The organism is Nostoc sp. (assembly GCF_036917535.1).
GTDB lineage: Bacteria > Cyanobacteriota > Cyanobacteriia > Cyanobacteriales > Nostocaceae > Nostoc.
Window position 1 is genome coordinate 25,740 of record NZ_JBALDA010000084.1, and the last position, 23,462, is coordinate 49,201.

Annotated in this window: 16 protein-coding genes and 1 pseudogene; 4 read left to right on the forward strand and 13 right to left on the reverse strand. The window is 42.6% G+C overall.

Annotated features, from left to right (window positions below; translation table 11 throughout):
• Positions 1–78 precede the first annotated feature (78 nt).
• Positions 79–711, reverse strand: a complete 633-nt coding sequence (locus tag V7K56_RS27500; RefSeq protein WP_334915634.1) for a bifunctional 4-hydroxy-2-oxoglutarate aldolase/2-dehydro-3-deoxy-phosphogluconate aldolase — start codon at positions 709–711, stop codon at positions 79–81.
• Positions 712–1,780: 1,069 nt separating this feature from the next.
• Between V7K56_RS27500 and V7K56_RS27505 the strand changes: the two genes are divergently transcribed.
• A complete protein-coding gene (locus tag V7K56_RS27505; protein WP_334915636.1) occupies positions 1,781–2,053 on the forward strand; it encodes a GlsB/YeaQ/YmgE family stress response membrane protein in 273 nt (90 codons plus the stop codon).
• A 292-nt stretch (positions 2,054–2,345) separates the two neighbouring features.
• On the opposite strand, the gene V7K56_RS27510 is transcribed toward V7K56_RS27505, so the two are convergent.
• Both V7K56_RS27510 and V7K56_RS27515 read right to left on the reverse strand, forming a co-directional pair.
• A complete protein-coding gene (locus V7K56_RS27510; RefSeq protein ID WP_334915638.1) occupies positions 2,346–4,166 on the reverse strand; it encodes an ABC transporter ATP-binding protein in 1,821 nt (606 codons plus the stop codon).
• Positions 4,167–4,253: 87 nt separating this feature from the next.
• Positions 4,254–5,054 (reverse strand): DUF6816 family protein, encoded by an 801-nt coding sequence (locus V7K56_RS27515; protein WP_334915640.1) that lies wholly within the window; start codon positions 5,052–5,054, stop codon positions 4,254–4,256.
• Between the two features lie 119 nt (positions 5,055–5,173).
• Here V7K56_RS27515 and V7K56_RS27520 point away from each other — a divergent pair, with 119 nt between their 5' ends.
• Together V7K56_RS27520 and V7K56_RS27525 are read left to right on the forward strand one after the other, a co-directional pair.
• Positions 5,174–5,512: a carbon dioxide-concentrating mechanism protein CcmK gene (locus tag V7K56_RS27520; protein ID WP_334915643.1), complete on the forward strand. Its 339-nt coding sequence runs from the start codon at positions 5,174–5,176 to the stop codon at positions 5,510–5,512.
• Positions 5,513–5,608: 96 nt separating this feature from the next.
• Positions 5,609–6,223, forward strand: a complete 615-nt coding sequence (locus V7K56_RS27525; protein WP_334915645.1) for a PDZ domain-containing protein — start codon at positions 5,609–5,611, stop codon at positions 6,221–6,223.
• Positions 6,224–6,287: 64 nt separating this feature from the next.
• Here the strand turns inward: V7K56_RS27525 and V7K56_RS37270 are convergent.
• The 5 genes and pseudogenes from V7K56_RS37270 to ffh form a co-directional block, all read right to left on the reverse strand.
• Positions 6,288–7,390 (reverse strand): annotated as a pseudogene (locus tag V7K56_RS37270) (ISAs1 family transposase).
• Between the two features lie 137 nt (positions 7,391–7,527).
• On the reverse strand, positions 7,528–8,481 hold the full coding sequence (locus tag V7K56_RS27540) for a PhoH family protein (protein ID WP_334915652.1): 954 nt from the start codon (positions 8,479–8,481) through the stop codon (positions 7,528–7,530).
• 402 nt (positions 8,482–8,883) lie between these two features.
• On the reverse strand, positions 8,884–9,318 hold the full coding sequence (locus tag V7K56_RS27545; RefSeq protein WP_334915654.1) for a KH domain-containing protein: 435 nt from the start codon (positions 9,316–9,318) through the stop codon (positions 8,884–8,886).
• Positions 9,281–9,541, reverse strand: coding sequence for a 30S ribosomal protein S16 (gene rpsP, locus V7K56_RS27550; protein WP_251955408.1), 261 nt, complete (start codon positions 9,539–9,541; stop codon positions 9,281–9,283). The genes V7K56_RS27545 and rpsP overlap by 38 nt, the downstream gene beginning before the upstream one ends.
• Before the next feature lie 315 nt (positions 9,542–9,856).
• Positions 9,857–11,320: a signal recognition particle protein gene (ffh, locus tag V7K56_RS27555; RefSeq protein WP_334915657.1), complete on the reverse strand. Its 1,464-nt coding sequence runs from the start codon at positions 11,318–11,320 to the stop codon at positions 9,857–9,859.
• 365 nt (positions 11,321–11,685) lie between these two features.
• Here ffh and V7K56_RS27560 point away from each other — a divergent pair, with 365 nt between their 5' ends.
• Positions 11,686–12,348, forward strand: a complete 663-nt coding sequence (locus V7K56_RS27560) for a DsbA family protein (protein ID WP_334915660.1) — start codon at positions 11,686–11,688, stop codon at positions 12,346–12,348.
• 54 nt (positions 12,349–12,402) lie between these two features.
• On the opposite strand, the gene V7K56_RS27565 is transcribed toward V7K56_RS27560, so the two are convergent.
• The 5 genes from V7K56_RS27565 to metH form a co-directional block, all read right to left on the reverse strand.
• Positions 12,403–15,606 carry a GAF domain-containing sensor histidine kinase gene (locus V7K56_RS27565; protein WP_334915662.1) on the reverse strand — a complete coding sequence of 1,068 codons (3,204 nt, stop codon included), beginning with the start codon at positions 15,604–15,606 and terminating at the stop codon, positions 12,403–12,405.
• Positions 15,607–16,284: 678 nt separating this feature from the next.
• Complete coding sequence (gene rpmB / locus V7K56_RS27570) at positions 16,285–16,521, reverse strand: 50S ribosomal protein L28 (protein WP_292870003.1); 237 nt, start codon at positions 16,519–16,521, stop codon at positions 16,285–16,287.
• Between the two features lie 185 nt (positions 16,522–16,706).
• Positions 16,707–18,695: a molecular chaperone HtpG gene (htpG, locus tag V7K56_RS27575; RefSeq protein ID WP_334915668.1), complete on the reverse strand. Its 1,989-nt coding sequence runs from the start codon at positions 18,693–18,695 to the stop codon at positions 16,707–16,709.
• A gap of 222 nt (positions 18,696–18,917) precedes the next feature.
• On the reverse strand, positions 18,918–19,559 hold the full coding sequence (locus V7K56_RS27580; protein ID WP_334915670.1) for a class I SAM-dependent methyltransferase: 642 nt from the start codon (positions 19,557–19,559) through the stop codon (positions 18,918–18,920).
• A gap of 255 nt (positions 19,560–19,814) precedes the next feature.
• Entirely contained in the window at positions 19,815–23,342 is a 3,528-nt protein-coding gene (metH, locus tag V7K56_RS27585; RefSeq protein ID WP_334915672.1) for a methionine synthase, read from the reverse strand.
• Positions 23,343–23,462 lie beyond the last annotated feature (120 nt).

The following is a 23,462-nucleotide window of genomic DNA, read 5'->3' on the forward strand; positions in this document are numbered from 1 at the left end:
GAGAAACCCATCGGTTTTCACCTTTATTTCCCTATCTATTACTTTAATAGACGTGAATTTTGATGATTTGATTCTAAGTTAACCTAACTGTCGCATTAAATTTTTTGCCTGAGTTGCGATCGCTGACCAATTTCCGTCTATGACAAGCTTTTTAGGAAATAATTCACCGCTCAAACCGACAGCGATCGCTCCAGCTTGCAAAAATTCTTTGGCATTTTTGAGAGTCACGCCGCCAGTAGGAATTAAGGGAATCTCACCCAACGGGCCTTGCAAACTTTTGATATAATCAGCCCCTCCCACTGCTTGCACGGGAAACACTTTTACACAACTAGCACCCTGACTCCAAGCGGTAACAATTTCTGTAGGAGTCAGCGCTCCTGGTATGATCGGCACATTTTTTTCTTGGGCTGCTTGAATCATTGCCGGATCGACATGGGGTGTGAAAAGAAATTGCGCCCCAGATGCGATCGCATCTTGTAACTGCTGCACATTAAATAGCGTACCAGTGCCAACGATACAGGCTGGTAATTCCAAACGTAATTGACTGATTAATTCCCCAGCGCGATCGCTATTCCAGGTAATCTCAATTAGCTGCATTCCCCCAGATGCTACAGCCATTGCCATTTGTTGTCCCATTTCGATTTGAGGAGCACGGATAACTGCGATCGCTCGGTGTTTTTCCAACTGTGATAACCAAATTTCATTAGGCATTTTGACTAGAGATTGGGGACTCGGAGTAGGGATTGGGACTAGAGAATAGTTTCAATCTGGTAAATACCTAATTTTTAATACTAATGCCCAATGCCCGTTTTACCCTCTTTCCAATCCCCTTAAAACTTGCTTATTGCATCAAGCTATGAGATCTTATATAAATAACATAAAGTCTATCGAATTACCGTATTTTCCAATTCATGCTTCAGCATTTGGGTCTAAAGGAGTAATTAAAATGACAATTGCACGACAAAACACAGCAGCATCCTTACCAATCATTATTTACGATTCTAAAAGCGCCGATATATAGCAGTCGCCAAAGCCGTTAGGACAGTTCGTGGGAAACGCGCCTTCAACAGGGTACTATGTGATTTTATTGCTGTCCTAAGCTCCCTGTCCGTTGCTATAACTAACTTATGGAAGCTTGTGCAATTATGTGCAAATGGCTTTTGGTGGTGCACTAAGCCATATACAACGATTCTGGGCGTTATACTGCTAACCTTAGTAAGTCTGATTTTTCTCAGTATGCATTGGTATTACCGCAAACTATTCTCATTTCTCAGCCATCAAGTCATTGGTAGCGATTGTGGGATAAGCAATTAAAAATTAAAAACTAGACATGAACTTGCAAAAGGATAGGCGATCGTTTCAATCGCCTCATCTTGCTTCCTTTACATTACTTTAGAGACAGTCTCTAAAAACTCAGCTTAATTCTTCTAGTAGAGGAGAGAGCTAATTAAAAATGCATATACTGCAATTACCAAGCAATAGTTTGTGTAAGCCCCTAGTTAAAGACCTACTAGGAGCTTTTTTTTAATTGACTATCTACCTCAAATGGGTAATATAGCAGTGATCAGACAGTTTAGGACATTGATAAATCCTTAGAGAGCGGCTTATCCATAGCCTACTTGTCCTAAGCAGGATGGTAGCCGCAATATATTAAAAAATCTAGTAGCAATTAAACTATTCCTAATGGATATTCATAATTAATTCTGATGGTAGATTCAGTTAAAAATGAAGCTCGTTAATATTTACATGTAAGTCAAAAACGTTTACCAACTTAACAACAATGAATATTCTTGCTTGGATTGTTTTAGGTCTAATTGCTGGTGCGATCGCAAAAGCTATCTACCCTGGTCATCAAGGTGGCGGAATTTTAGGAACCATATTATTAGGAATCGTCGGTGCTTTTGTTGGCGGCAGTTTGGGTGTATTCTTCAGTACGGGAACCTTAACCCTAACCGCTACTAGTTTTAGTATTCCGGGTATTGCAGTAGCCGTACTTGGTGCAATTGTTGCAGTTTTCTTGTGGAATTTATTAACCAACCGCAGTGCTGTATAAAAAATTGCAGTCAATCAATGACTAAGATTTAGCAGATTCATTTAACTATTTTTAACTGTGAATTAAATTAAAAAAATAGCGCCGCCATAATTAAACTATAGGTAGGCGTTATTTTTTTGATTGTTTTGCAATCAAAATTTCCAGTCTTGTACAAAATATTGTTGGGGACAATTGAAAAAAATCGACCTCTGTCAATAAGGTCGATTGAATCCAATACGCTTGGGTTAACCCTTAGCTCTTTGTCAAAGTCAATCTAAAATTTAAAATCCACAATCCAAGATGTGTATGTCTCCTAACTCAAGAGTTCTCCTGTTTCTTGCAGGGAGTGCAAGCGGCGGTAAATACCTTCGTGACGCAAGAGTTCACTGTGGCTACCCACTTCTACAATCTTTCCTTGCTCTAGAACGACAATTTTATCAGCTTCCCGCACTGTGCTTAAACGGTGGGCAATAACAATGGTGGTACAAGTGCCCTGAATCGATCGCATTGCTAGCTGAATTGAACGCTCAGATTCATAATCCAAGCTAGAGGTGGCTTCGTCAAAAATCAGTACATCTGGTTCTACTAACAACGCTCTAGCAATTCCCAAGCGTTGTCTTTGTCCTCCAGATAGCCTGACACCTCGTTCCCCCACAATGGTGTAATAACCTTTGGATAAATGCTGCACTACTTCATCGACTCTGGCAATCCTACAGGCTTCTTGAACCTTCTCTAAACTAGCATCTGGTCTGCCATAAGTCAGATTATCTAATATAGTACCGTTGAAAACGTCTACTTCTTGGTGAACGATCGCTAGCCTTCGTCTATACTTACCTACATTCAAAGTGCGAATATCTTGACCATCAATTAGAATTTGACCTGCTTGTGGTTCAAAATATCGCAACAGCAATTTCACTAAAGTAGACTTACCAGAACCAGAACGCCCCACTAATGCCACTGTTTGATATGGCTCAATCAACAAGTTAATATCTTGCAAAACTTGACGGTTGGCATCATATCCAAAACTGACGTGTGACAACTCAACTTTTCCAGTAAATTTTAATGGTGATTCTGTCTGGTTACTCTCTTCTAAAAGACTAGCTGAATCAGATCCAGTTGGCTCTTGGAGAAATTCGTGAAACCGCAGCATCGGAGAATAACGACGAGCAAAAACTTCTGCCAAGTTACTAATAGGTTCTAATTCGGCATAAGCCATGCTAGAAAGAGTTAAGGTCATGACAAAGTGACCGAGAGAAATTCTCCCATCTACTGTTGCTGCTAAAGTCAAACCTAGAATTACAAACACACAAAACTGAATTACAGTTCTTTGCCAAGTACCTAGTATTGTATAACCTTTGTGGATGCGATAATCAATCACCAATAGTTCACGATCCAAACGTTGCCTTTGCCGTTTCAGTTCCCTCGATTCTGTAGCAAATGCTTTCACAGTTTTGATATTGGTGATTAATTCGGAAGTGCGGCTTTCGGTGTTCTCTCCATATTTATCTAGAGAACTTTCGTACCCAATTAGCTGTTGTAAATTCTTCAAGCTGAAGCTGAGAATAATTACAAAGGAAATTAGATATAAAATTGCAATCCGCCACTCAATGAACAAGATAAACACAAAAATTCCCAGTACACGAACCAGTTTAGGAATCAACCGTCCGGCAACTTCAGGGTAACTAAAAGTGTGGTTAGAAATACCTCTAGATACTCTTCCGGCAATACGTCCAGGATTATTTTCATCATAAAATTCTAGTGGGAGAGTAAGAACTTTGGCGATCGCTGTTTCGTTTTGATCTCGACGCGATCTTAAAGCTATATCCCAATGAAACCAATTGGTTAACCAGGGTTGTGTTGGCGCTCTCACTACGGTGACAACGAAAATTAAACCCAGTAATACACCTAAAGATAGAGTTTTAGTAACTGAGTAATTGGTGATGTCTGAAAAAATTGCGATCGCACTTTGAAGTGGTTTATCCAAAGGTTGAGCAGACAAAACGTTTAAAATCTGCCCAATTGCATAAGGAACAACCAAATCAATAATTTCGTAAACGCTGGATGCTGTAATACCGAAAACACTCGGTTTCCAGTAAGAGCTGAAGTAATTGACAATATCTCGAAATTTGGCCATGATGCACACCGTCCAAGAGCGCGATCGTAAACTTGGAATTTTTATATTACAAACGTATTACAAAGTAGTCAAGAGCTAGATGACAAATCACTCTTTGGGAGTAGTTAGTAGTTCTTGAGGGAAAAATTCGAGGCGATAGCGGTAAAGAGCAACTGGTCGAGAATCAGCTTTAAAGTAATCTGGATCTTGGGGTGAAAGATAGACAGCAGTAACTTGATCTGCTTCAATCGCCGGATTAGATGTTGGAAGTTTATGATAAGCCGTAGTAGATTCTACAGAGTTGAAATAGGGGCGTGAACCGCCTTTAAATAGTTGTTGAAACACTTCTGTGGTGATGAACTTGCCATTAGGGGTAGTTTCTATAGCGCGTGCAGTCACAATGGAAACTAATTGGCGACTGCTACGCAAGAACGTAATTTGACGATTAGGCGAATCTGGATCTACTTTGACTAATAACACTGCTTCATCCCCTAAATAAGCTCTTGCCAAATTCAAACTATTAAATGCTCTATCTGCTACTAAAATTGGGGATTTGTAACGTATCTGAGGAAATATTTTTAACCCAGCAATAGATGGTTGCTCTTTCACAAATCTTACTACAAAACTCACAGGCTGATTTAATTGTCGACGATTACCTTCAAACCCTGGAGTGACAATCTTTGGTGCTAAAGGCGCAGCTAAATCTACTAAGGTACTTGTAACTTTCCAAGTACCAGCCATCCATTCCGGGTAAACTAAATCACCCGAAGCCGATTGCACTGAAGTTAGTTTTTCCCATTGGGGAAAATTTGCTAACCTTTGAGACAACTCTCCTGCAAAAGCTTCACCACCCCACAATAGGAAAAAAAACAGCAAGCAAAAACTCCAAATTCTCTTGATTACAAGCATTAGCAGTTTTGTATTTAACGTTTATTATTTATCGATTAAAAATTAAGTAATTTTGTGTAAAGAATTAAAATTTTATAGTAGAGTATTTAACCCAACAATTCTAAATTTATCGTGACAGCATGACATTAGCACTAGGCATGATTGAAGTTTATGGCGTTCCCACAGCAGTGGAAGTGGGAGATGCTATGTGTAAAGCTGCCCGTGTAACCCTTGTTGGTTATGAAAATACTGATTTGGGACGAATTACCGTGTTAATTCGGGGGGTTGTGGGCGAGGTGAATGTGGCGATGAAAGCAGGACTAAAAGCGGTACTGCGAGTTGATGGTGGCGAGGTACTTTCTTCTCATATTATTCCCCGCCCCCACGAAAATTTAGAATATATTTTACCGATTCATCGGAGCGTTAATGTCGAGCAGTTCAGTGCAGATATCCGATTTCCTCCACCCTTATCAGTTTAGCTATATTAAATTTCTGCTGGTAAAGGTTCCCATATAAATGGAAATTGGGAATTACGGTTTGCCAATGGACCTATTCAACATGAGGCATTTCTATCGATGAGAGACTCTTCAGGAATTATGATAGTTCGCTTCCCTAATGAGCAAGGTGATACTCAAACTATTAGGCAAAATATGAAACTTTGTTCGTCTGCCGACGGTTTAATTCTCTTGGGAGAAAACCCTATTGATGTTCATACGAAGGAGTCAAGCCCTACCTATTCTCCTGATAATTTTAAGATTGCAATAGGAGTAAATGGACAAATATTTCGCAACTATTCAGGAGACACTAGCAACAATACTTTAGTCGAATCTCCTGTTGAAAGAGAGTTTCTTGGATATTCTACTATTGGAATTGAGAAGATGATTGAACTCAACTCAGAAATTCGAGAAAAAGTTAATAATGAAGGAAAATTACCCTTTAATATCAGTCAAGATACAGGTATTCTGATCCAAGAAGTAGAAAATAATTCAAATGCCCAAAAGGCTGGTCTCCAACCAGGAGATATTATTCTGAGTGTCGATGGAAAACAAGTTAGTCGTACTACAGAGGTACAAGAAATTATTAAGTCTTCACTTTTTCACTCTACTTTAAACTTTGAAATTGACCGAAATGGTCAGGATACCTCTTTTAGAGCAACAGTAGGATGTTGTGTTCCACCAGAGAAACCTTGAAGAAAAATTCTCCAAGTCAGGAACTAGAATTCAGAACAGACAATTAGATGTATCTTAAACAGGGCTATTTCATTCTAAAAAGTTGCTTGAGTGTGTCTAGTCGAAAAGAACATAAACGTTGAGCTTGTGCCATATTTTTAAACATATTATCTCGGTATAAATTGAGTGAAAAATTACGAGCGAGGGCAAAAATCTGAGGCAAGGGGATAGTGCGAATTCTAGATGCATCTTCACCTTGAGTAACATCCCGAACGTAATGCACTTTATTCTCAACACCCCAATATCCTCTGATTCGTTCAGCTATTTTTTGAGCCGTTTCATTTAGAGATGAAATGTAATAACGAGTCTCAGTAGTTACTTCAATCACATTGTGGGTGAAAACCTGACGTTCTGACTTAACTTGGATCAAAGTGACAAGTCCGGGCCAAGAACGAATATTATCAAGTGTTTGACAAATACTGACATAACGCTTTTCGATTCGACCGTGTCCCTTATTTATCTGTTCGCAAGTTAGCTCTGGTATAAAATTTGTTTGAACATCTTTGAATAGACCTCGCTGATTGCCTTTTAAAGCAGCAATATAATCATTCCCACTCTCTATAATCAACTCGCAAGTTTTTTTTGGGTATTAATTGCATCAAAGGCGAAAACAACTCCCTTTAAAGCTAGTTTTTCAATAAACTCAGGTATTGCTTTAATTTCATTGGTTTTAACATTAACCTCACATGGCTCTAGAATAAATCCTCGCTCGACAATATAAGTACTAACCAGCATAATTGCTGGATGAGAGTCGGAGTTAGAATTATCATTTTCAATTTGGTACGAGCCTTTGAGGACTTTGCCATCCAATCCAATAGTCTCTTTGCAAATTGGTTTGATGTCAAAGAATTTTGCTAGACATACGGAATATTGTGCGTAATCTATGTATAATAAAGCCCGACGCACGGTGCTGTAAGAAGGTAGTCTGTTTTTTGGGGGTTTTAAAAGGTCAATTAACTGTTCGTGGTAGCTTGAAATCCAATCTCCAATTGCTAAAAATCCTCTATTCCCTGCTGCGATCGCAAGGGTAAACAAAGCTAGGCATAGTGCAAGAGTATGGCGTTGTCCAGCACAGCGACGCGGGTCTTTTAGTCCAGTAAAGGCTTCTATAATTGCGATTTGACACACGGTAGTAGATACGTTGCCCAGAATTTGTGCGCTGACTATACCATATACTGTCAATATTTAGAATGAAATAGCCCTGATCTTAAACCCACTTATCTATAGTAATCATGACCAATACCCCATGCCCTATGCCCAATTCCCTACTTTTCGTATTGTTCATAAGCAGCAACAATACGCTGAACTAGAGGATGACGCACAACATCTCTTTGGGAAAATTCGCAAAAGGCAATACCTTCAACGTGTTTTAAAATTTGTAAAGCCACCCCTAAACCCGATTGTTGATGATGCGGTAAATCAGTTTGTGTCATGTCGCCTGTAATCACCATCCGTGAACGGAAGCCCAAACGAGTCAAAACCATTTTCATCTGAGCGGGTGTAGTATTTTGAGCTTCATCCACAATTACAAAGGCGTTATTGAGGGTGCGTCCCCGCATATAAGCAAGTGGGGCGACTTCAATCACACCGCGTTCCATTAAACTAGGTACTTTTTCTGGGTCGATAAATTCATAAATAGCATCGTAAAGTGGGCGAAGATAAGGATTAACTTTCTGCTGTAAATCTCCAGGCAAAAAACCGAGTTTTTCACCGGCTTCGACGGCAGGGCGAGTTAAAATCAGCTTTTCAAACTGGTTAGCAAGGAGTGCTTGCACGGCGACAACAACAGCGAGATAAGTCTTGCCCGTACCAGCAGGGCCAATCCCAAATGTGAGATCGCGTTTACGGAGTGCGTCGATATATTGGCGCTGGCGGAAGGTTTTGGCACGGACTTGTTCACCTCGGCGACTTTTGGCGAGGACATCTCGCTGTAAATCTTGCAGTTCCCCTTGACGATCGCTATCTATGGCTTGACGAGCTGTTAAAATATCGGCACTGGAAATAGTATTGCCTTTAATCCAGAGGTCTTCAAGCGATCGCACTAATTGAGAAGCCAGATCAATTTGCTTTTCGGTACCAGAAATCACTAATTCTTGTCCGCGTAGCACTAAAGCGGCTCCTGTTTGCCGAGATAGGATTTTAAGATTTTCTTCTCCATCTCCGCCAAGAGCGATCGCACTGGTAATATTCGGCAGCTGAATTGTTAAGGCACCTGCCATAGTATTTCTTAATTGGTGAGGATTTGTATTTGACAAAGGTTAATTTTTTCTCACTAACGGCGAAATTATGCTTTTATTACCTACATTTTGAAAAAATTTTGTAATAAATTAATCGGTTGTAGGGGCGTACAGCTTGTCCTCATCCCCAACCCCTTCCCCAACATGAAAGAAGGGAAACTGGAGAATTTACTTCCATTTCCCATGTTAAAAGAGGGACTGGGGGTGAGATTAAAACTCATGCACTCAGAAGATTTCATCTGAAGTTGACACCAATGCAAAACTGTACGCTCCTAGTGGTGAAGAGTTCAAAAAAAGATTTAAAAATTTTTTGCTACTTTCCATCTTTATAAAAATTCTGAGCGGAGTAACAACAACCGCTCAGATTTGCTCTCTAGTTTCAACCTAGCGGAGGCGTGGTTTAACAATGGGTTTAGGCCCATCATTTGCACGCGGTTCTCTCTTAATCGGCGGTGGCGATCGCTCTTCTGTGTCTTCATCAAAAGACATACCCTCGCGGCCCGGAGTGGTGCTGCCGTAGATATCCAGGTATGTTGATTGCCCAGCTGCGGCTGCGGCTGCGGCAATTACTGTACGAATCGCCTGAATATTGCGTCCCCCTCGACCAAATACTTTTCCTTTATCTGTGCTTTCAAAGGCGATGCGAATCCAAACCCGGTTGAGGGCATGAGAAATTTCACAATCGACGCTTAATGTCTCTGGAGATTCCAAAAACGGCTGCACCAAAAACCGAACCAGCTCAACATAGTTGGGGCTAGATGTTGGGAGTTTTGTTCCGAAATTATGATGCGGCTGTTGCACTGACCTGCTCAAAAACATTAGCTTTTACTAGAATGCGACGAACGGTGTCAGTGGGTTGAGCGCCTTGTTGTAGTCGCTTGACGATGGCGGGAACGTCTAGTCGCACTTCATCAGTTCTGGGATTATAAAATCCTAACTCTTCTAAGGGACGACCATCGCGGCGAGCGAGGTTGTTAATGGCGATAATGCGGTAACTTGCTTCCCGCTTTTTACCGAATCGTTTCAAGCGCAGTTTGATCATGATTGAAGAATCATTCTCCTAATTGGTAAGTAAGCCGAAATGCTAATTTTAGCACTCGTCTAGCATTTGCTGCTATTAGTCCTTTGTCATTAGTCATTTGTCATTAGCAAATTACCCATGCCCCATGCCCTTCAGGAGTGCTGAGTGCTGTTAGCGGTAGCGGGGCGTTTAGCCCGTGCTGAGGAGCCAGCGCCGTGGGCGGGTCTCCCGACTTGAGGCGACTGGCGTTGCTAAGTGGGGAATCTCACTTCTTTACTCGCTTGCCGAGGAACTCGAAACTCGGAACTGTTTTGCCCCATGCCCAATGCCCAATACCTAAAGATTGCCAAAGCCTTTTTTCTTTTTATCTTTGGGTTTTTTCTTTTTCGTGGCTGGGGCACCATCATAACCTCGCCATCCGGGGGCTGGGGGACGATTACCAGCCCCGGCAAAGGCGTTGCCCATGCCGCCACCGCCGAACATTCCCGGCATTCCAGGGAAGCTACCTTGACCCATTTGCTGCATGAGCGATCGCATTTTTTGGAAATCACCCACCAGTTTGCTGACATCTGACTCTTTATAGCCGGAGCCAGCAGCAATCCGCCGCCGCCGACTGGGAGAACTGGCTAATAAGTCGGGGTCGTGGCGTTCTTGGCGAGTCATGGAGTTAATCATCGCCTCACAGCGCTTCAGCTGAGTTTCTCCCTGTTTGAGTTGATCATCTGAGAGCTTGTTCATCCCTGGGATCAGCTTGATCAAGCCTCCCAGAGAACCCATGTTCTTTAGCATCCGCAATTGCTTGAGAAAGTCTGTAAAGTCAAACTTCGCTGACAGAATTTTCTCCTGCATTTTCTCAGCATCTGCTAAGTCAAACTCTTCCTGGGCTTTTTCTACCAGGGTTAGCACATCGCCCATACCGAGAATCCGCGATGCCATGCGATCAGGATAAAAGGGTTGCAGTGCCTCGACTTTCTCACCCACGCCCACAAATTTAATCGGCGCTCCCGAAATTTGCCGCACTGAAAGCGCAGCACCACCACGGCTATCACCATCTAATTTGGTGAGAATCGCTCCAGTAATGCCGATCTGTTCGTGGAAGGTGCGGGTAAGATTTGCGGCCTCTTGACCAGTCATCGCATCCACCACCAACAGAGTTTCATCGGGTTGGACGGTTGCTTTGATGCGGGCTAATTCCGCCATCATATCTTCGTCAATTTGCAGGCGTCCAGCAGTATCAATAATTACTGTGTTGACACCTTCTGCCCTAGCGCGTTCTACACCTTGCCTTGCAATTTCTACGGGATTGGCGTCGCTTCCTAGTTCAAATACTGGTACGTCAATTTGCTTACCCAATGTCACCAACTGATCGATCGCTGCTGGGCGATATACGTCTGTCGCCACCAACAAACAGCTACGCTCTAATTTCCTCAGATGTAAAGCTAACTTAGCAGCAGCTGTGGTTTTACCAGTACCTTGCAATCCAGCCATCAGCACAATGGTAGGCTGCTCTTGGGCTTCTGCTATGGGAACATTTTCTTCTCCCATCACCTGCACCAGTTCATCATGAACAATTTTGATGAACTGTTGATCAGGTCGCACGCCAGTAATCACCTCGGCTCCTTGTGCCTTGGCTTCGACTTCGCTAATAAAATCTTTGACTACCTGGAGATTGACATCTGCTTCCAACAGGGCGCGGCGCACTTCGCGCAATGCATCTTGAATGTTGGATTGAGAAATTTTGTCTTGTCCCCGCAGTTTTTTCCAGGCGGCTTCTAAACGGTCAGATAGAGCATCAAACATAATGTAATTACAGGTAGTTCGCCAATGGAGAATTTTAAACCGCCGATGAATGCGATTTGAAATTTCCGCTAAAGTTTAAACGTGCTATTTACCAGCTTAGTATTTTTCACCGCGACTGTAGCAACCAGATACTTATACCAATTCAAAATTCAAAATTCAAAATTTAAAATTAAGAAAGCCAGACATCACAAAGGTTTGAGAGTATGTATCTGTCGCATTCTTTTTTCAAATTGGTATTACCTTTATTGGGCATGGGAACTTTGATGCTTGAATACTTGCTACTGCTACCGTATCGCCGCGATCGCTAAATCGTAATATTATCTAGTTAGGTAGCTACGGTAGCCAAGATGTCGCAGCGAATCAAAGTGTACTCCTACTCGATATACCACTCGTCAAATTCATATATTGGTATCGCTCTTGCTGAAAAAGCATTGCAGGGTTTACCTGTTGATATTGAACGACGACCAATCTACATACCGAAAGAGCGAGGTATAAAAGTAGCTGACCTCCAAGGACGAGGTGAAACTGCCCTGTTATCGTCGTATCACAAAGAAGATTGTCTGCGGTGGGCAAAAAAGTATGGCATTGAAATTCGGCTCAAGGAACTTGAAGAATTTGGTAGGTGGGTCAAGCGCTGGGAGAAAATGAAGTTTGGTCGCGAAGAACTTCCCGCGAGGGCGTATTACGCTGCTTGTGGAACTGGGAAGGAGCATCTGCTTGATGCGGCTTTCTTTCGAGCGTCGTACATTGACCTTCTGGATGTTAACGATGAGTCTGTGATTAAGAAAGTTGCAAATGATGTTGGGTTGAATGGCGATCGCATTCTTGAGTTAATCTACGGGGAAGCAGCTAAACAAGCAGCATTGGCAGCTTTGGCACAATACGAGCAATTTGGTTGTCCTGGAGTACCAACTTGGGTAGTGGAAGGCGAAAGATTTTGGGGAAAGGATCGTGTTGATTGGGTTACTGAAAAGGTAAAACAATTATGCAATACTACTGTTACCAAAACAGTAGTAAGTGCTGAGTAAAAAAGTGATAATTTTTCAGGTTAACTGATAAAAATTATCACTTTGCCTCTTTGCTTATACCTGGTCTAATACCTTGACTTTAGCTACTGATTTTCTTGCTGCGACCTGATAAATCGGCAACTCAATCACAAATTCTGTACCTTTGCCAAGTTCAGATTGGCAGTATATCTTGCCGTTATGCTTTTCTGTGACTATCTGATAGCTGATAGATAATCCCAACCCTGTACCTTTACCGACAAGCTTGGTAGTAAAAAATGGATCGAACAGTCGAGAGAGGACTTTTTCATCTATCCCAAGTCCGTTGTCGGCGATGCGAATGACAATCCAATCTTTATTGAGCAGGGAGGTAGAAATTCGGATTTTGCTGGGGTTTTTTGCCAGTGTTTCAGAAGATTCTTGTGTGGTTCGTTCTTCTAGAGCATCAATGGCATTGGACAGCAAATTCATAAATACCTGATTTAACTGACCGGGATAGCATTCTATTAAAGGTAAAGTACCATAATCTTTGCTCACATAAATGGTGAGACTATCGGCTGAGGGCTTCAAACGGTTTTGCAAAATCATTAATGTACTGTCGATGCCTTCGTGAATATTTGCTGGTTTGAAGTCAGCTTCATCTAGGCGCGAGAAGTTCCGCAAAGATGTGACAATTTCACGAATGCGTTCTGTGCCGACCTGCATGGACTGGAATAATTGAGGTAAATCGTCAACCAAATACTCTATTTCGGCTTTATTAAAGAACTCTTGGATTTCTGGTGCGGCATCGGGATAATGATGCCAATAAAGCTCTACATAGCGAAGCAATTCTTGCGTGTATTGGTGAGCGTGTTCCAAGTTGCCGTGGATGAAATTAATCGGGTTATTAATTTCATGGGCAACTCCCGCCACCAGTTGCCCCAAACTGGCCATTTTTTCAGCGTGGATAATTTGCATTTGGGCAGTACGCAGTTCATTCAGTGCCTGGGCAAGTTGATTCGCTTCTTCACGAGTTTGACCTAGCAAACTGGATTGTTGAAACAAGTTGGCTTGACGTAACGCTACACTGAGTTGAGCTGCCACTTGGGTAACAAATTCCAATTCAGCTTCTTCCCAATCACGTGTATGGGTGCATTGATGAATACACAACAACCCCCACAGTTCATCACCTTCCATCAACGGCACAATAATTTGTGCTTTGACTTGGAATCGCTCAATCACATCCAGATGAGGCACTTTGGAGCCAACGCTGTTGACATCAGATATCACTTGCACGTGGCCTTGGCGATATTGCGGTGCGTATTGATCGCCGAAGCAATAGTCTTGCACTTTCACGGCGAGGGTAGAATCGAACTTGGGTAACACATCTTCAGCAATAAATTCACCGCTGCAAAAACCGACATTCGGGTCAAAACGGAAGATGCCAACTCGATCCGTATTTAGCGATCGCCGCACTTCCTGTACTGTAGTCTTAAAGATCGTCTCCAAATCTAACGATTCCCGAATTTTGACAACCAAATCAAATAAAATCCGCCGCTGTTCAGCCGATTGTTGCAGTTCATCAGCGCGAGTTTGAATTTGAGTCACCATTTGAGAACTTTGCAGTGCTACTCCCATTTGGCTAGCAACCTGTCCCAAAAATTCCACTTCCACACTATCCCACTGGCGTGGTGCAGAATGTTGATAGGCAGCCACCAATCCCCACAAATTCCGTCCTACAAAAATTGGGGTTAACGCATAAGCGCGAATCTTGAACTGCTCCAAAATCTCTAGGTGACAGCGCGAGTGTCCGGCTTGGTAGATATCCTCTACAGCAAAATTCTCGTTGTTGCGGTAGCGTCCGCCTTTGGTTTCTTGGAGGTGGGTATCTTCCCAAACGAGATTTTTGCCAAAAGGATTAATACTGTCCCACTGTGCCTCAACCATGCCGAAATTACTGACAAATTCACCACTCCAGTCTTCATTGAAGCGATAAACGCCAACCCGCTCAACTCGCAGCAGTTTACATACTTCTTGGCAAGTAGTTTTTAGAATTAAATCAATATTTAAAGAGGAGCGAATTTTACCGACTACTTCAGTTAATGCTCGTTGGCGAGCGATCGCATCTTTGAGGGCAACTGCCTGTTGTTTCGACTGAGCTAAATTCTCGGCTTGCTGAATCGCCACTCCCAATTGTGCCCCTACCTGTCCCAGGAATTCCACTTCATAATTTGCCCATTGGCGCGGCCCGGAGTGTTGATAGGCTGCTATCAGTCCCCACAGTTTTGGGCCGATGAAGATGGGTGCTAAGGTATATGCCCGAATCTTGAATTGCTCCAGAACATCGATGTGACAACGCGAGTGTCCGGCTTGATAGATGTCGTTGATAACAAAACTTTCGTTATTGCGGTAGCGTCCACCTTTGGTTTCTTGGAGGTGGGTATCTTGCCAAACGAGATTTTTGCCAAAAGAATGGATTCTATCCCACTGCGCTTCTACCATCCCGAATTGGCTGACAAATTCGCCGCTCCAGTCTTCATTAAAGCGGTAAATTGCTGCTCGCTCTAACTTCAGCAGTTTGCAAAGTTCTTGACAGGCAGTGTCTAGAATAATTTCGGTGTTCACAGACGAGCGAATATTTCCTACCACTTCCGTCAACGCACGTTGCCGTGCGATCGCATCTTGTAGTTCTGCTGTGCGTTGTTTAGTCTGTTCTAGGATTTCTGCTTGCTGCATTGCTAGACCGAGATGGCTGGCAGCTTGAGCGAAGAATTCAACTTCGTGAGAACACCATTGCCGAGGAGCGGAGTGTTGATAAGCTGCAAGCATTCCCCACAATTTTGCACCAATAAAAATCGGTGCGATCGCATACGCCCGAATCTGAAACTGTTCTAATACCTCAATATGACAGCGAGCGTGCCCTGCATCGTAAATATCAGCCACAGCAAACGGCTCATTTTTGCGATATCGCCCTCCCTGAGTTTCTCGCAAATGCGAATCTTCCCACACCAAGTCCTGTCCAAATGCGGTCAATGCATCCCAAGGATGTTCTGCAAAGCCCAAGCGATCAATAAAACTACCGCTCCAGTCAGTGTTAAAACGGTAGATTGCAACTCGCTCAATCTTCAATTGCCGACAAATATCTTGACAAGAAGTCGAACAGAGAGATTCTATGTTTACAGATGTGCGAATCTTAGCCAGAATCCTCGCCAATATTTTTTGATATTGAAGCGTTAGCTGTAGCTGTTTGTAACACTTTTGCAGGTCTAAGTGGTTCGACGCTTCATTACTGTTCGTTGTCATAATAAATAAAATAGACTACCTGCTTTCAGTATTCCCTTGTTTATTTGTAATCGCTCAACTAGTTTTGGCTGATGGAGAGTCTTGATTACTTCGAGCTTATAGTGCGATTTTTAGTTTTTGGATTTCCTCCTAGTATATTTAGGACTTACGCATTGACAGAAAAGCCAAAATAACAGGTATAGTTTTCAAGGCTTATAGCTAAATTTTTCAATGATATTTTAGTGATCGCACTCAATCAAAGGTGATTGACCAAAGCCTGAAACAATCTATTTACGTTGACACACAAGATAGTTATTTTGTACAGTGCGTAAGTCCTAATATTTACTATCAAGGCTTCTTTTGCCTCTTTCAATAGTTGTTTGAGGTCGGGCAGTTTTTCTATTTATTTAGTTAGTCTCTATCTCGATCTCTTGTTAAGAGTGTTGAGCAATTACAAAAAGTATGAATTAATTTTGGGTACAGATCGGTTTAACTTCAATTATGAAAAATCAAAAAAACTGTTAAGTATCTTTATTCATCGATACTGGGATTTATCCGTGGTATAACATCTATTGCTGCCAACAGAATTCAAAATATAGAAAGCCTGACTGCTACTCAAGATGTAATAAACATTAAGGGGGTACAGCTAGCTCTAGCTGTACCCCCTACGGAAGTTTCGGGTTATGAAATCCAGATTACTTAGTAATGATTCAGGTTAATACCAGCTTCTTTTGCCATTGCTTCTAACCCATTAATTTGTAAGGTTTTGATTGCTTTGGTAGACAGCTTTAATTTCACCCAACGATTTCCGCCTTCCCACCAAACACGTTTGTTTTGCAGATTAGCGTGCTGAAGGCGTTTAGTACGGCGGTGAGAGTGGGAAACAGAAAAAGCGTTATTTGCCTTTTTACCAGTTAGTTCACAGCGACGAGACATAGCAAGGTATCTCCAGATTGGTATTTTAATACAACCTTTCCATTTTAGGTCTTAGGCAACAGAAGTGGAGAAAGGAGTGGGGAGTGAGGGGGAGAAATCAATTCAAAATTCAAAATTCAAAATTAAAGAACCTCTGCCTCTTGTGCCCAATTCCCCATGCCCAATGCCCAATGCCCCACTCAACATTATTTACTTGCTTGTTCTGTCAGCTTGGTGAGTACCTCATTTGAACGCTCAACGAAGGATTTCATTCCTTCAGCGTCAAATCCTTTCTGAGACATCAGCGCTAAATCATAGACGTGTTGGCAAATCAAGTTGACTAACTGATCTGTAGGCGATTGACCGTCACCTTGAATGATACTACCTTGGTTCAGATTTGCCAGATTTTGAATCAGTGGGTGAGCAGTATTCACCAGCAAAATGTGATCTTCAGGAAACTCTGTTGTTTGCTGCTGCATCATGGCATTCATTTCCCGCAGGCGGCGGAGAATTTCTGGTAAAAGCACGATCGCCGGTGGTGTCCCTTGAGGATCGTCTGATTTTAAAGCTTCAGTACGGATGTTGAGTTTGGGTTTGTTGAGGGATTTCTCAAATAACTCTTTGATCGTCTCACTGCGAGTTTTGTTCGTCTTCGGATCGACAATTTCCGTAGCTTTGTCTTGTTCTAGCAAGGTATTATCTAAATCTGAGTCTACCCGCGTAAATTTGACATCCTGATATTCCCGCTCTAGGAAGTTGATAAAGTGGGTGTCGATGAATGAGTCCATAAACAGGACTTCTAAGCCTTGATTTTTGTGCAATTCTATGTATGTAGCTTGGGTTGCTTCATCGGTGCTGTAGAAAACCCGGTTTTCGTGACGTTCTTTGTTGCGTTCTAGATACTCTTTGAGCGTAGTATAGGGAGCGCTGGGTGCTGAATTCTCAGAACTGGGTGAAGGAGTGACATCTTGCCAAGCATCCCCCTCTGAAGACTGGACTTCGACCACTGGCGTTTCAGCCGCAACTTTTTCTGTCAGCTTGGCGGTAGTGCGGAAGACGATAATATCTTCGACTTGTTTTTTGAATTTCTCGTCGTTGAGAACGCCGAATTTTACAAAAGTGCCAAGGTCTTTCCAGGCGCTAATGTATTGTTCGCGGTTATCGCGGAAAAGTTCTTTGAGGCGATCGCCTACTTTTTTAGCAACGTAATCACCAATTCGCTTCACGGTGCGATCGCCTTGCAAGGCACTGCGTGAGACGTTTAAGGGAATATCGGTGCTATCAATCACACCCCGCATTGGCATCAGAAATTGCGGGATAATTTCTTCGCAGTTGTCGCTAACAAAAACTTGATTACAAAATAGCTTGATCTGTCCTTTGGTAACATCTACATCCGGTTTCATTTTTGGAAAATACAGAATCCCGTTGATGATAAAGGGATAATCAGTATTTAGATGTACCCATAACAAAGGTTCTTCTTGAAAAGGATACAGATAGCGGTAAAACTCTAAATAATCTTCTTTAGTCAGATTACTTGGAGACTCTCGCCACGGTGCTTTTTGCTTATTTAATACTTCGCCATCGAGTTTAATTGGGACTGGCAAAAAGTCACAGTAGGTCTTGACAAGATTTTTAATTCGTGCTGCTTCGAGAAATTCCTCTTCTTCTCCTTGCAGGCTGAGAGTTATAGTAGTACCGCGAGTTGTTCGGGGTGAGTCTTCTATGGTGAATGCTGGGGAACCATCGCAAGACCAGTGAACCGCCTGTGCCCCTTCTTGAAAAGATAGGGTATCAATTTCTACCTTTTGCGCCACCATAAAGGAAGAGTAGAAACCAAGACCAAAGTGACCGATGATCGGTTGATCTGATTTGCCTTCATACTTATGAATAAATTCTTCAGCACTAGAGAAGGCAACCTGATTGATATATTTCTTAACTTCATCTGCGGTCATCCCGATACCGTTATCGGAGATGGATAGAGTTTTCTTATCCTTGTCAATGGCAAGTTCAATTTCTGGTTCGCCGAGGTCTCCAGCATAATCTCCGGCGCGGGATACCATTTTTAGCTTTTGGATGGCGTCTACAGCGTTGGATACCAGTTCCCGCAAAAAGATTTGGTGATCTGAGTAAAGCGACTTCTTGATGATCGGGAAAATATTCTCAGTATGAATACTGATAGTGCCTTGTTCTAGCATAATTGGTAATTTTCGATGTTAGTATCTGAAACGATGATAGTAGGTAATACAACCTAGCCATCTGTTTTCCAGGATAAACCCGGAGAACATAGAAGGGTATGATACCAATTAGGATTTTAAAAGCATAACTTAAGCGATCGCACCTTTTTTGAGCATTGTTTGCCGCCATTTTCTGATTCGGATTTCCCTACTTCCGACTCCCCACTTTTCACAGATTGCTGTTTAAATATTACTAGAATTCTTCTCCAACACCAAAAAATAGTGGTACGGATAACTAGGATCGAGAAATTCTTGCTTAACAGTTAATCCAGCTTTGGCAACAGAGTTTAAAATCCGCTTTTTGGGATATCCTTTCAAACCCATTTCCCAGTAATGTTCGTCACAGACTGGCGTTGTACTCCAGAATTTTGGAACATTGAATAGTAAATACCTTGGTCTACCAGAGAAAGAGGTTTTTACCTGAAACGAGAGGTATTGAGTGCAATAGGGAATCGAAATCACCAAAAATTTCTTAGTTGCAATAGCAAGTTTTCTCAATGCTTCTTCTGACTCAGGGTAGGGGAAATGTTCCAGCACTTGAAACAGGACAATCGCATCAAATTTATCTTTTGGTAATGAAAAATCTGTAGTCAAATCCAAAATTATATCTGGCTTAAGGTTAAAGTCAACATCAGCAGTGGAGACGTTGTATCCATTATTCTTCAGAATGTCTGTTAACAGAGAATTAAAAATTCCAATTTCTAGAACGTTTTTTACCTGATTACCCAGTGAAAAAATTAGACGCAACTGGTGATGATAACTGATAAGGCGATTTTTGGATAAATATTCTGAATTTCTAATATCTAACGAGGTGATGAGTTGCATAAATAAGCCTACCTAAGCTAAGAGATTAACAAATTTGGTGCGTATACAACTACAGGATTCCCGGAAAAATCATCAAAGTAACAGTACTTTGTTTCATCTAGCTACGATGTACGCACAAGTCCTTCTGACTCCCTCTAACTCCCCCTTGCCAAGGGGGAGAACCGGATATTTCCCCCCTTGGCAAGGGGGGATTAAGGGGGGTAAATCCAGGGTTTGGGCTTCATCACCAAGTGTATTAAATTAAGGCGTAAGATTCTACGCGCTAAAGTATTTTGCTAATGGGTGATAGGTAATAATCGCAGTGGTAGACTGTTCTGGATAAAGTTGTTCGCTTTCATCCATATACAAGTTAATCCTGTCAGTCTGCAATAACTCCAGTTGTTTGTACTGATCTTGAATATTTGGACAAGCTGGATACCCAAAACTATACCGCGAGCCACGATAGCGTTGTGCTAATATATCCCGAATATTATCGGGTTCCTCAGCAGCAAAACCTAACTCTCGGCGAATTCTGGTGTGTGTCCATTCAGCTACAGCTTCCGCCATCTGTACTGCCATACCGTGGAAGTACAGATAATCGGTGTATTGATTGGCAGCAAACAGCTTTTGGGCGAACTCTGTGGCAATTTCACCTACAGTCACCGCCTGCATTGGGAAGACATCAATAATTCCCGACTCCTTCGGTGCAAAGAAATCTGCTATGCACAGCCTCCTTAAAGACTTCTGTCTGGGAAACTCGAAAGTTGCAACCTGTTGTGATTGGTTCTTTGAGTTATATATATGTAGAGAATTTCCCTCAGCTTGACAAGGGAAGTAACCATAAATCACCTGAGGATGCAACAAATTCTCCTCAATAATTCGCTGTTTCCAAGTTTCTAAAACTGGGTACACTTTTTCAGCTAAGAAAGCCTGATATTCTTCCTTAGATTGTTCCTTCGGTTTGCGGAATTGCCACTGTCCAGCAATCAAAGCTTGTAAATCCAAGTGCCAGAATATTTCTTCGATGGGAATATCACTAGGCTGCAATAACTTCGTTCCCCAGAAAGGTGGTGTGGGACGTTCAATATCTATCGCCACAGCATCAGAACGTCGCGTATCTACTTCTTTGGGTTCAGTAGATGTTTCTTGGGCAGTTGTAGTTACTGATTCTTTGTGACCATTCGTTGAAACTTCAGCCGTTTCGACTTCGTTCAAAAATCCCTGCAAATCTTGCCAGTTACCAGTTGCTTTCGCTGGCATTAATTTATCCATGAAGTGCAAGTCAGAAAAGGCATCTTTGCCATAAACAACTTTACCTTTGTAAGTTTTTTGGCAATCTTCATGTACAAATTTGGGAGTCAGCGCCGCACCACCTAAAATTACAGGAACACTAATTCCCTTTTCGTTGAATACCTCCAAGTTTTCTTTCATGAAGGCGGTGGATTTTACCAGCAAACCACTCATGGCAATACAATCAGCTTTGTGCTGTTCGTAAGCGTTGATAATGTTTTCCACCGGCTGCTTAATTCCCAGGTTAATCACCTTGTAGCCATTGTTGGATAAGATAATATCCACCAAGTTTTTACCAATGTCGTGGACATCGCCTTTGACTGTGGCAATAACAAAGGTTCCTTTGGCATTGTTGCCTGATTCTGATTTTTCCATGAAAGGTTCTAGAAACGCCACTGCCGCTTTCATGGTTTCTGCTGATTGCAAGACGAAGGGTAGTTGCATTTGTCCAGAACCGAATAATTCCCCGACAACTTTCATGCCATCTAGCAAGAAGGTGTTGATAATCTCTAAGGGGGGATATTCTTCTAAGGCTTTTTTCAGATGTTCTTCTAAGCTAATGCGTTCGCCGTCGATGATATGGCGTTTGAGACGTTCTGGGATGGGGAGACTTTCATCTAAAGAGCGATCACGTTTTGTTGTCACCCCGGCAAAGACTGTGGTAAGCTCTGCCAAAGGATCGTAAACGCAAACATCACCCTCAAACTTCCGTTCGTCATAAATCAACTGGCGGCAGATTTCTTGATGGCGTTCTTCAATCTTCGAGAGCGGTAAAATTTTGTTAGCGCTGACAATCGCTGCATCCATTCCCGCCGTCGTCGCTTCGTGCAAAAACACTGAGTTCAGCACCATCCGCGCTGCTGGATTTAAACCAAAGGAAATGTTGGAAACACCCAAAATTATATGGCATCCAGGCAATTCTTGACGAATGCGGCGGATGGATTCAATTGTAGCTTTACCGTTTTCTCGGTCTTCTTCAATCCCGGTGGAAATGGGTAACGCCAAAGTATCAAAAAATACTTCTGTGGGAGGTATGCCATATTCTACAGCTTGATGGTAAGCGCGTTGGGCGATCGCAAACTTTTTGTCTGCTGTCCGTGCCATCCCGTCTTCATCGATAGTACCAATGACTACACCAGCACCGTACTTTTTCGCTAACTCCAGCACCTTCAAAAAGCGCGGTTCGCCGTCTTCGTAGTTGGTGGAGTTTAGCAAACACTTACCACCGGCAATCTTTAAACCCGCCTCCATCTTTTCCCATTCGGTGGAGTCAAGCATTAAAGGCAATGTCACATTATTAACAATGCGCGAAACTAATTCGTGCATATCTCGCACGCCGTCGCGTCCTACATAATCGACGTTGACATCAAGGATGTGTGCGCCTTCTTTTACTTGCGCTCTCGCCATTGACACGAGTCCATCCCAATCTTCGGCATTTAGCAAATCGCGGCACTTCTTGGAACCACTGGCGTTGAGACGTTCGCCAACAATCAAGAAAGAATTATCTTGCTCGTAAGGCTGAGTAGTGTAAATTGATGCTGCTGCTGGTTCTAAACTTGGCTGTCTAACTTTTGGCTTCAGGTTTTTAGCAACTTCTGCCAATTGTTGAATGTGTTCTGGACGCGTCCCACAGCAACCCCCAATCACTTGGACACCCAAATCTTCAACAAAATGCATCAGCGCCATCCGTAATTCCAACGGTGTTAAGCGGTAGTGCGCTTGACCACCAACGTTCTCAGGTAAACCTGCGTTGGGAATACAGGAAACGATGAAAGGCGAATGTTCTGCCAGATACTTGATATGTGGTTTCATCAAGTCTGGGCCAGTGGCACAGTTCAAACCGAGAATATCAATTGGATAAGGTTGCAAAATTGTCAGCACAGCGCTGATTTCGGAACCCACCAACATTGTGCCCATGCTTTCCATTGTCACAGACACCATCAACGGTCGGCGATCGCCTTTTTTGGCAAACACTTCTTCAATGGCATTCAGCGCCGCTTTAATTTGCAGCACATCTTGGCAAGTTTCCACAATGAATAAATCGACACCACCATCCCACAGCGCCTCTGCTTGTTCAGCGAAAGACGCTTTCATGGTGTCAAAATCAATGTGTCCTAAAGTTGGCAGTTTAGTTGTTGGGCCGATGGAACCAGCCACAAACCGGGGTTTTTCTGGCGTCGAAAATTCCGTAGCCACACGCTTCGCTAATTCTGCGGCTGTCTTGCTGAGGTAATAAGCTTGGTCTGCCAAGTCATATTCTGCCAGCACCAAGGACGTACTGCCAAAGGTATCCGTTTCAATCACATCAGCACCAGCAGCAAGAAAGTCACGGTGAACCTTAGCGACAGCTTCGGGTTTACTGTGGACTAAGTATTCGTTACAACCTTCATACTGTGGGCCGCCGAAGTCTTCAGCAGTCAGGTTTTGCGTTTGTAAATTGGTTCCCATCGCCCCGTCGAAGACAAGAACTGGGCTATCTGGACTACGCAGGCGTTCAAGGAAAGGATGAGTCATATTTTCCTAGAATAATTTGGGTCAGTCATATCATATAGCTGCTTGCAGTTGAGTCCAATACAGACCTAACCCCCAACCCCTTCCTATAAGGGAAGGGGAGTAATATTCAAAGCCTCTCTC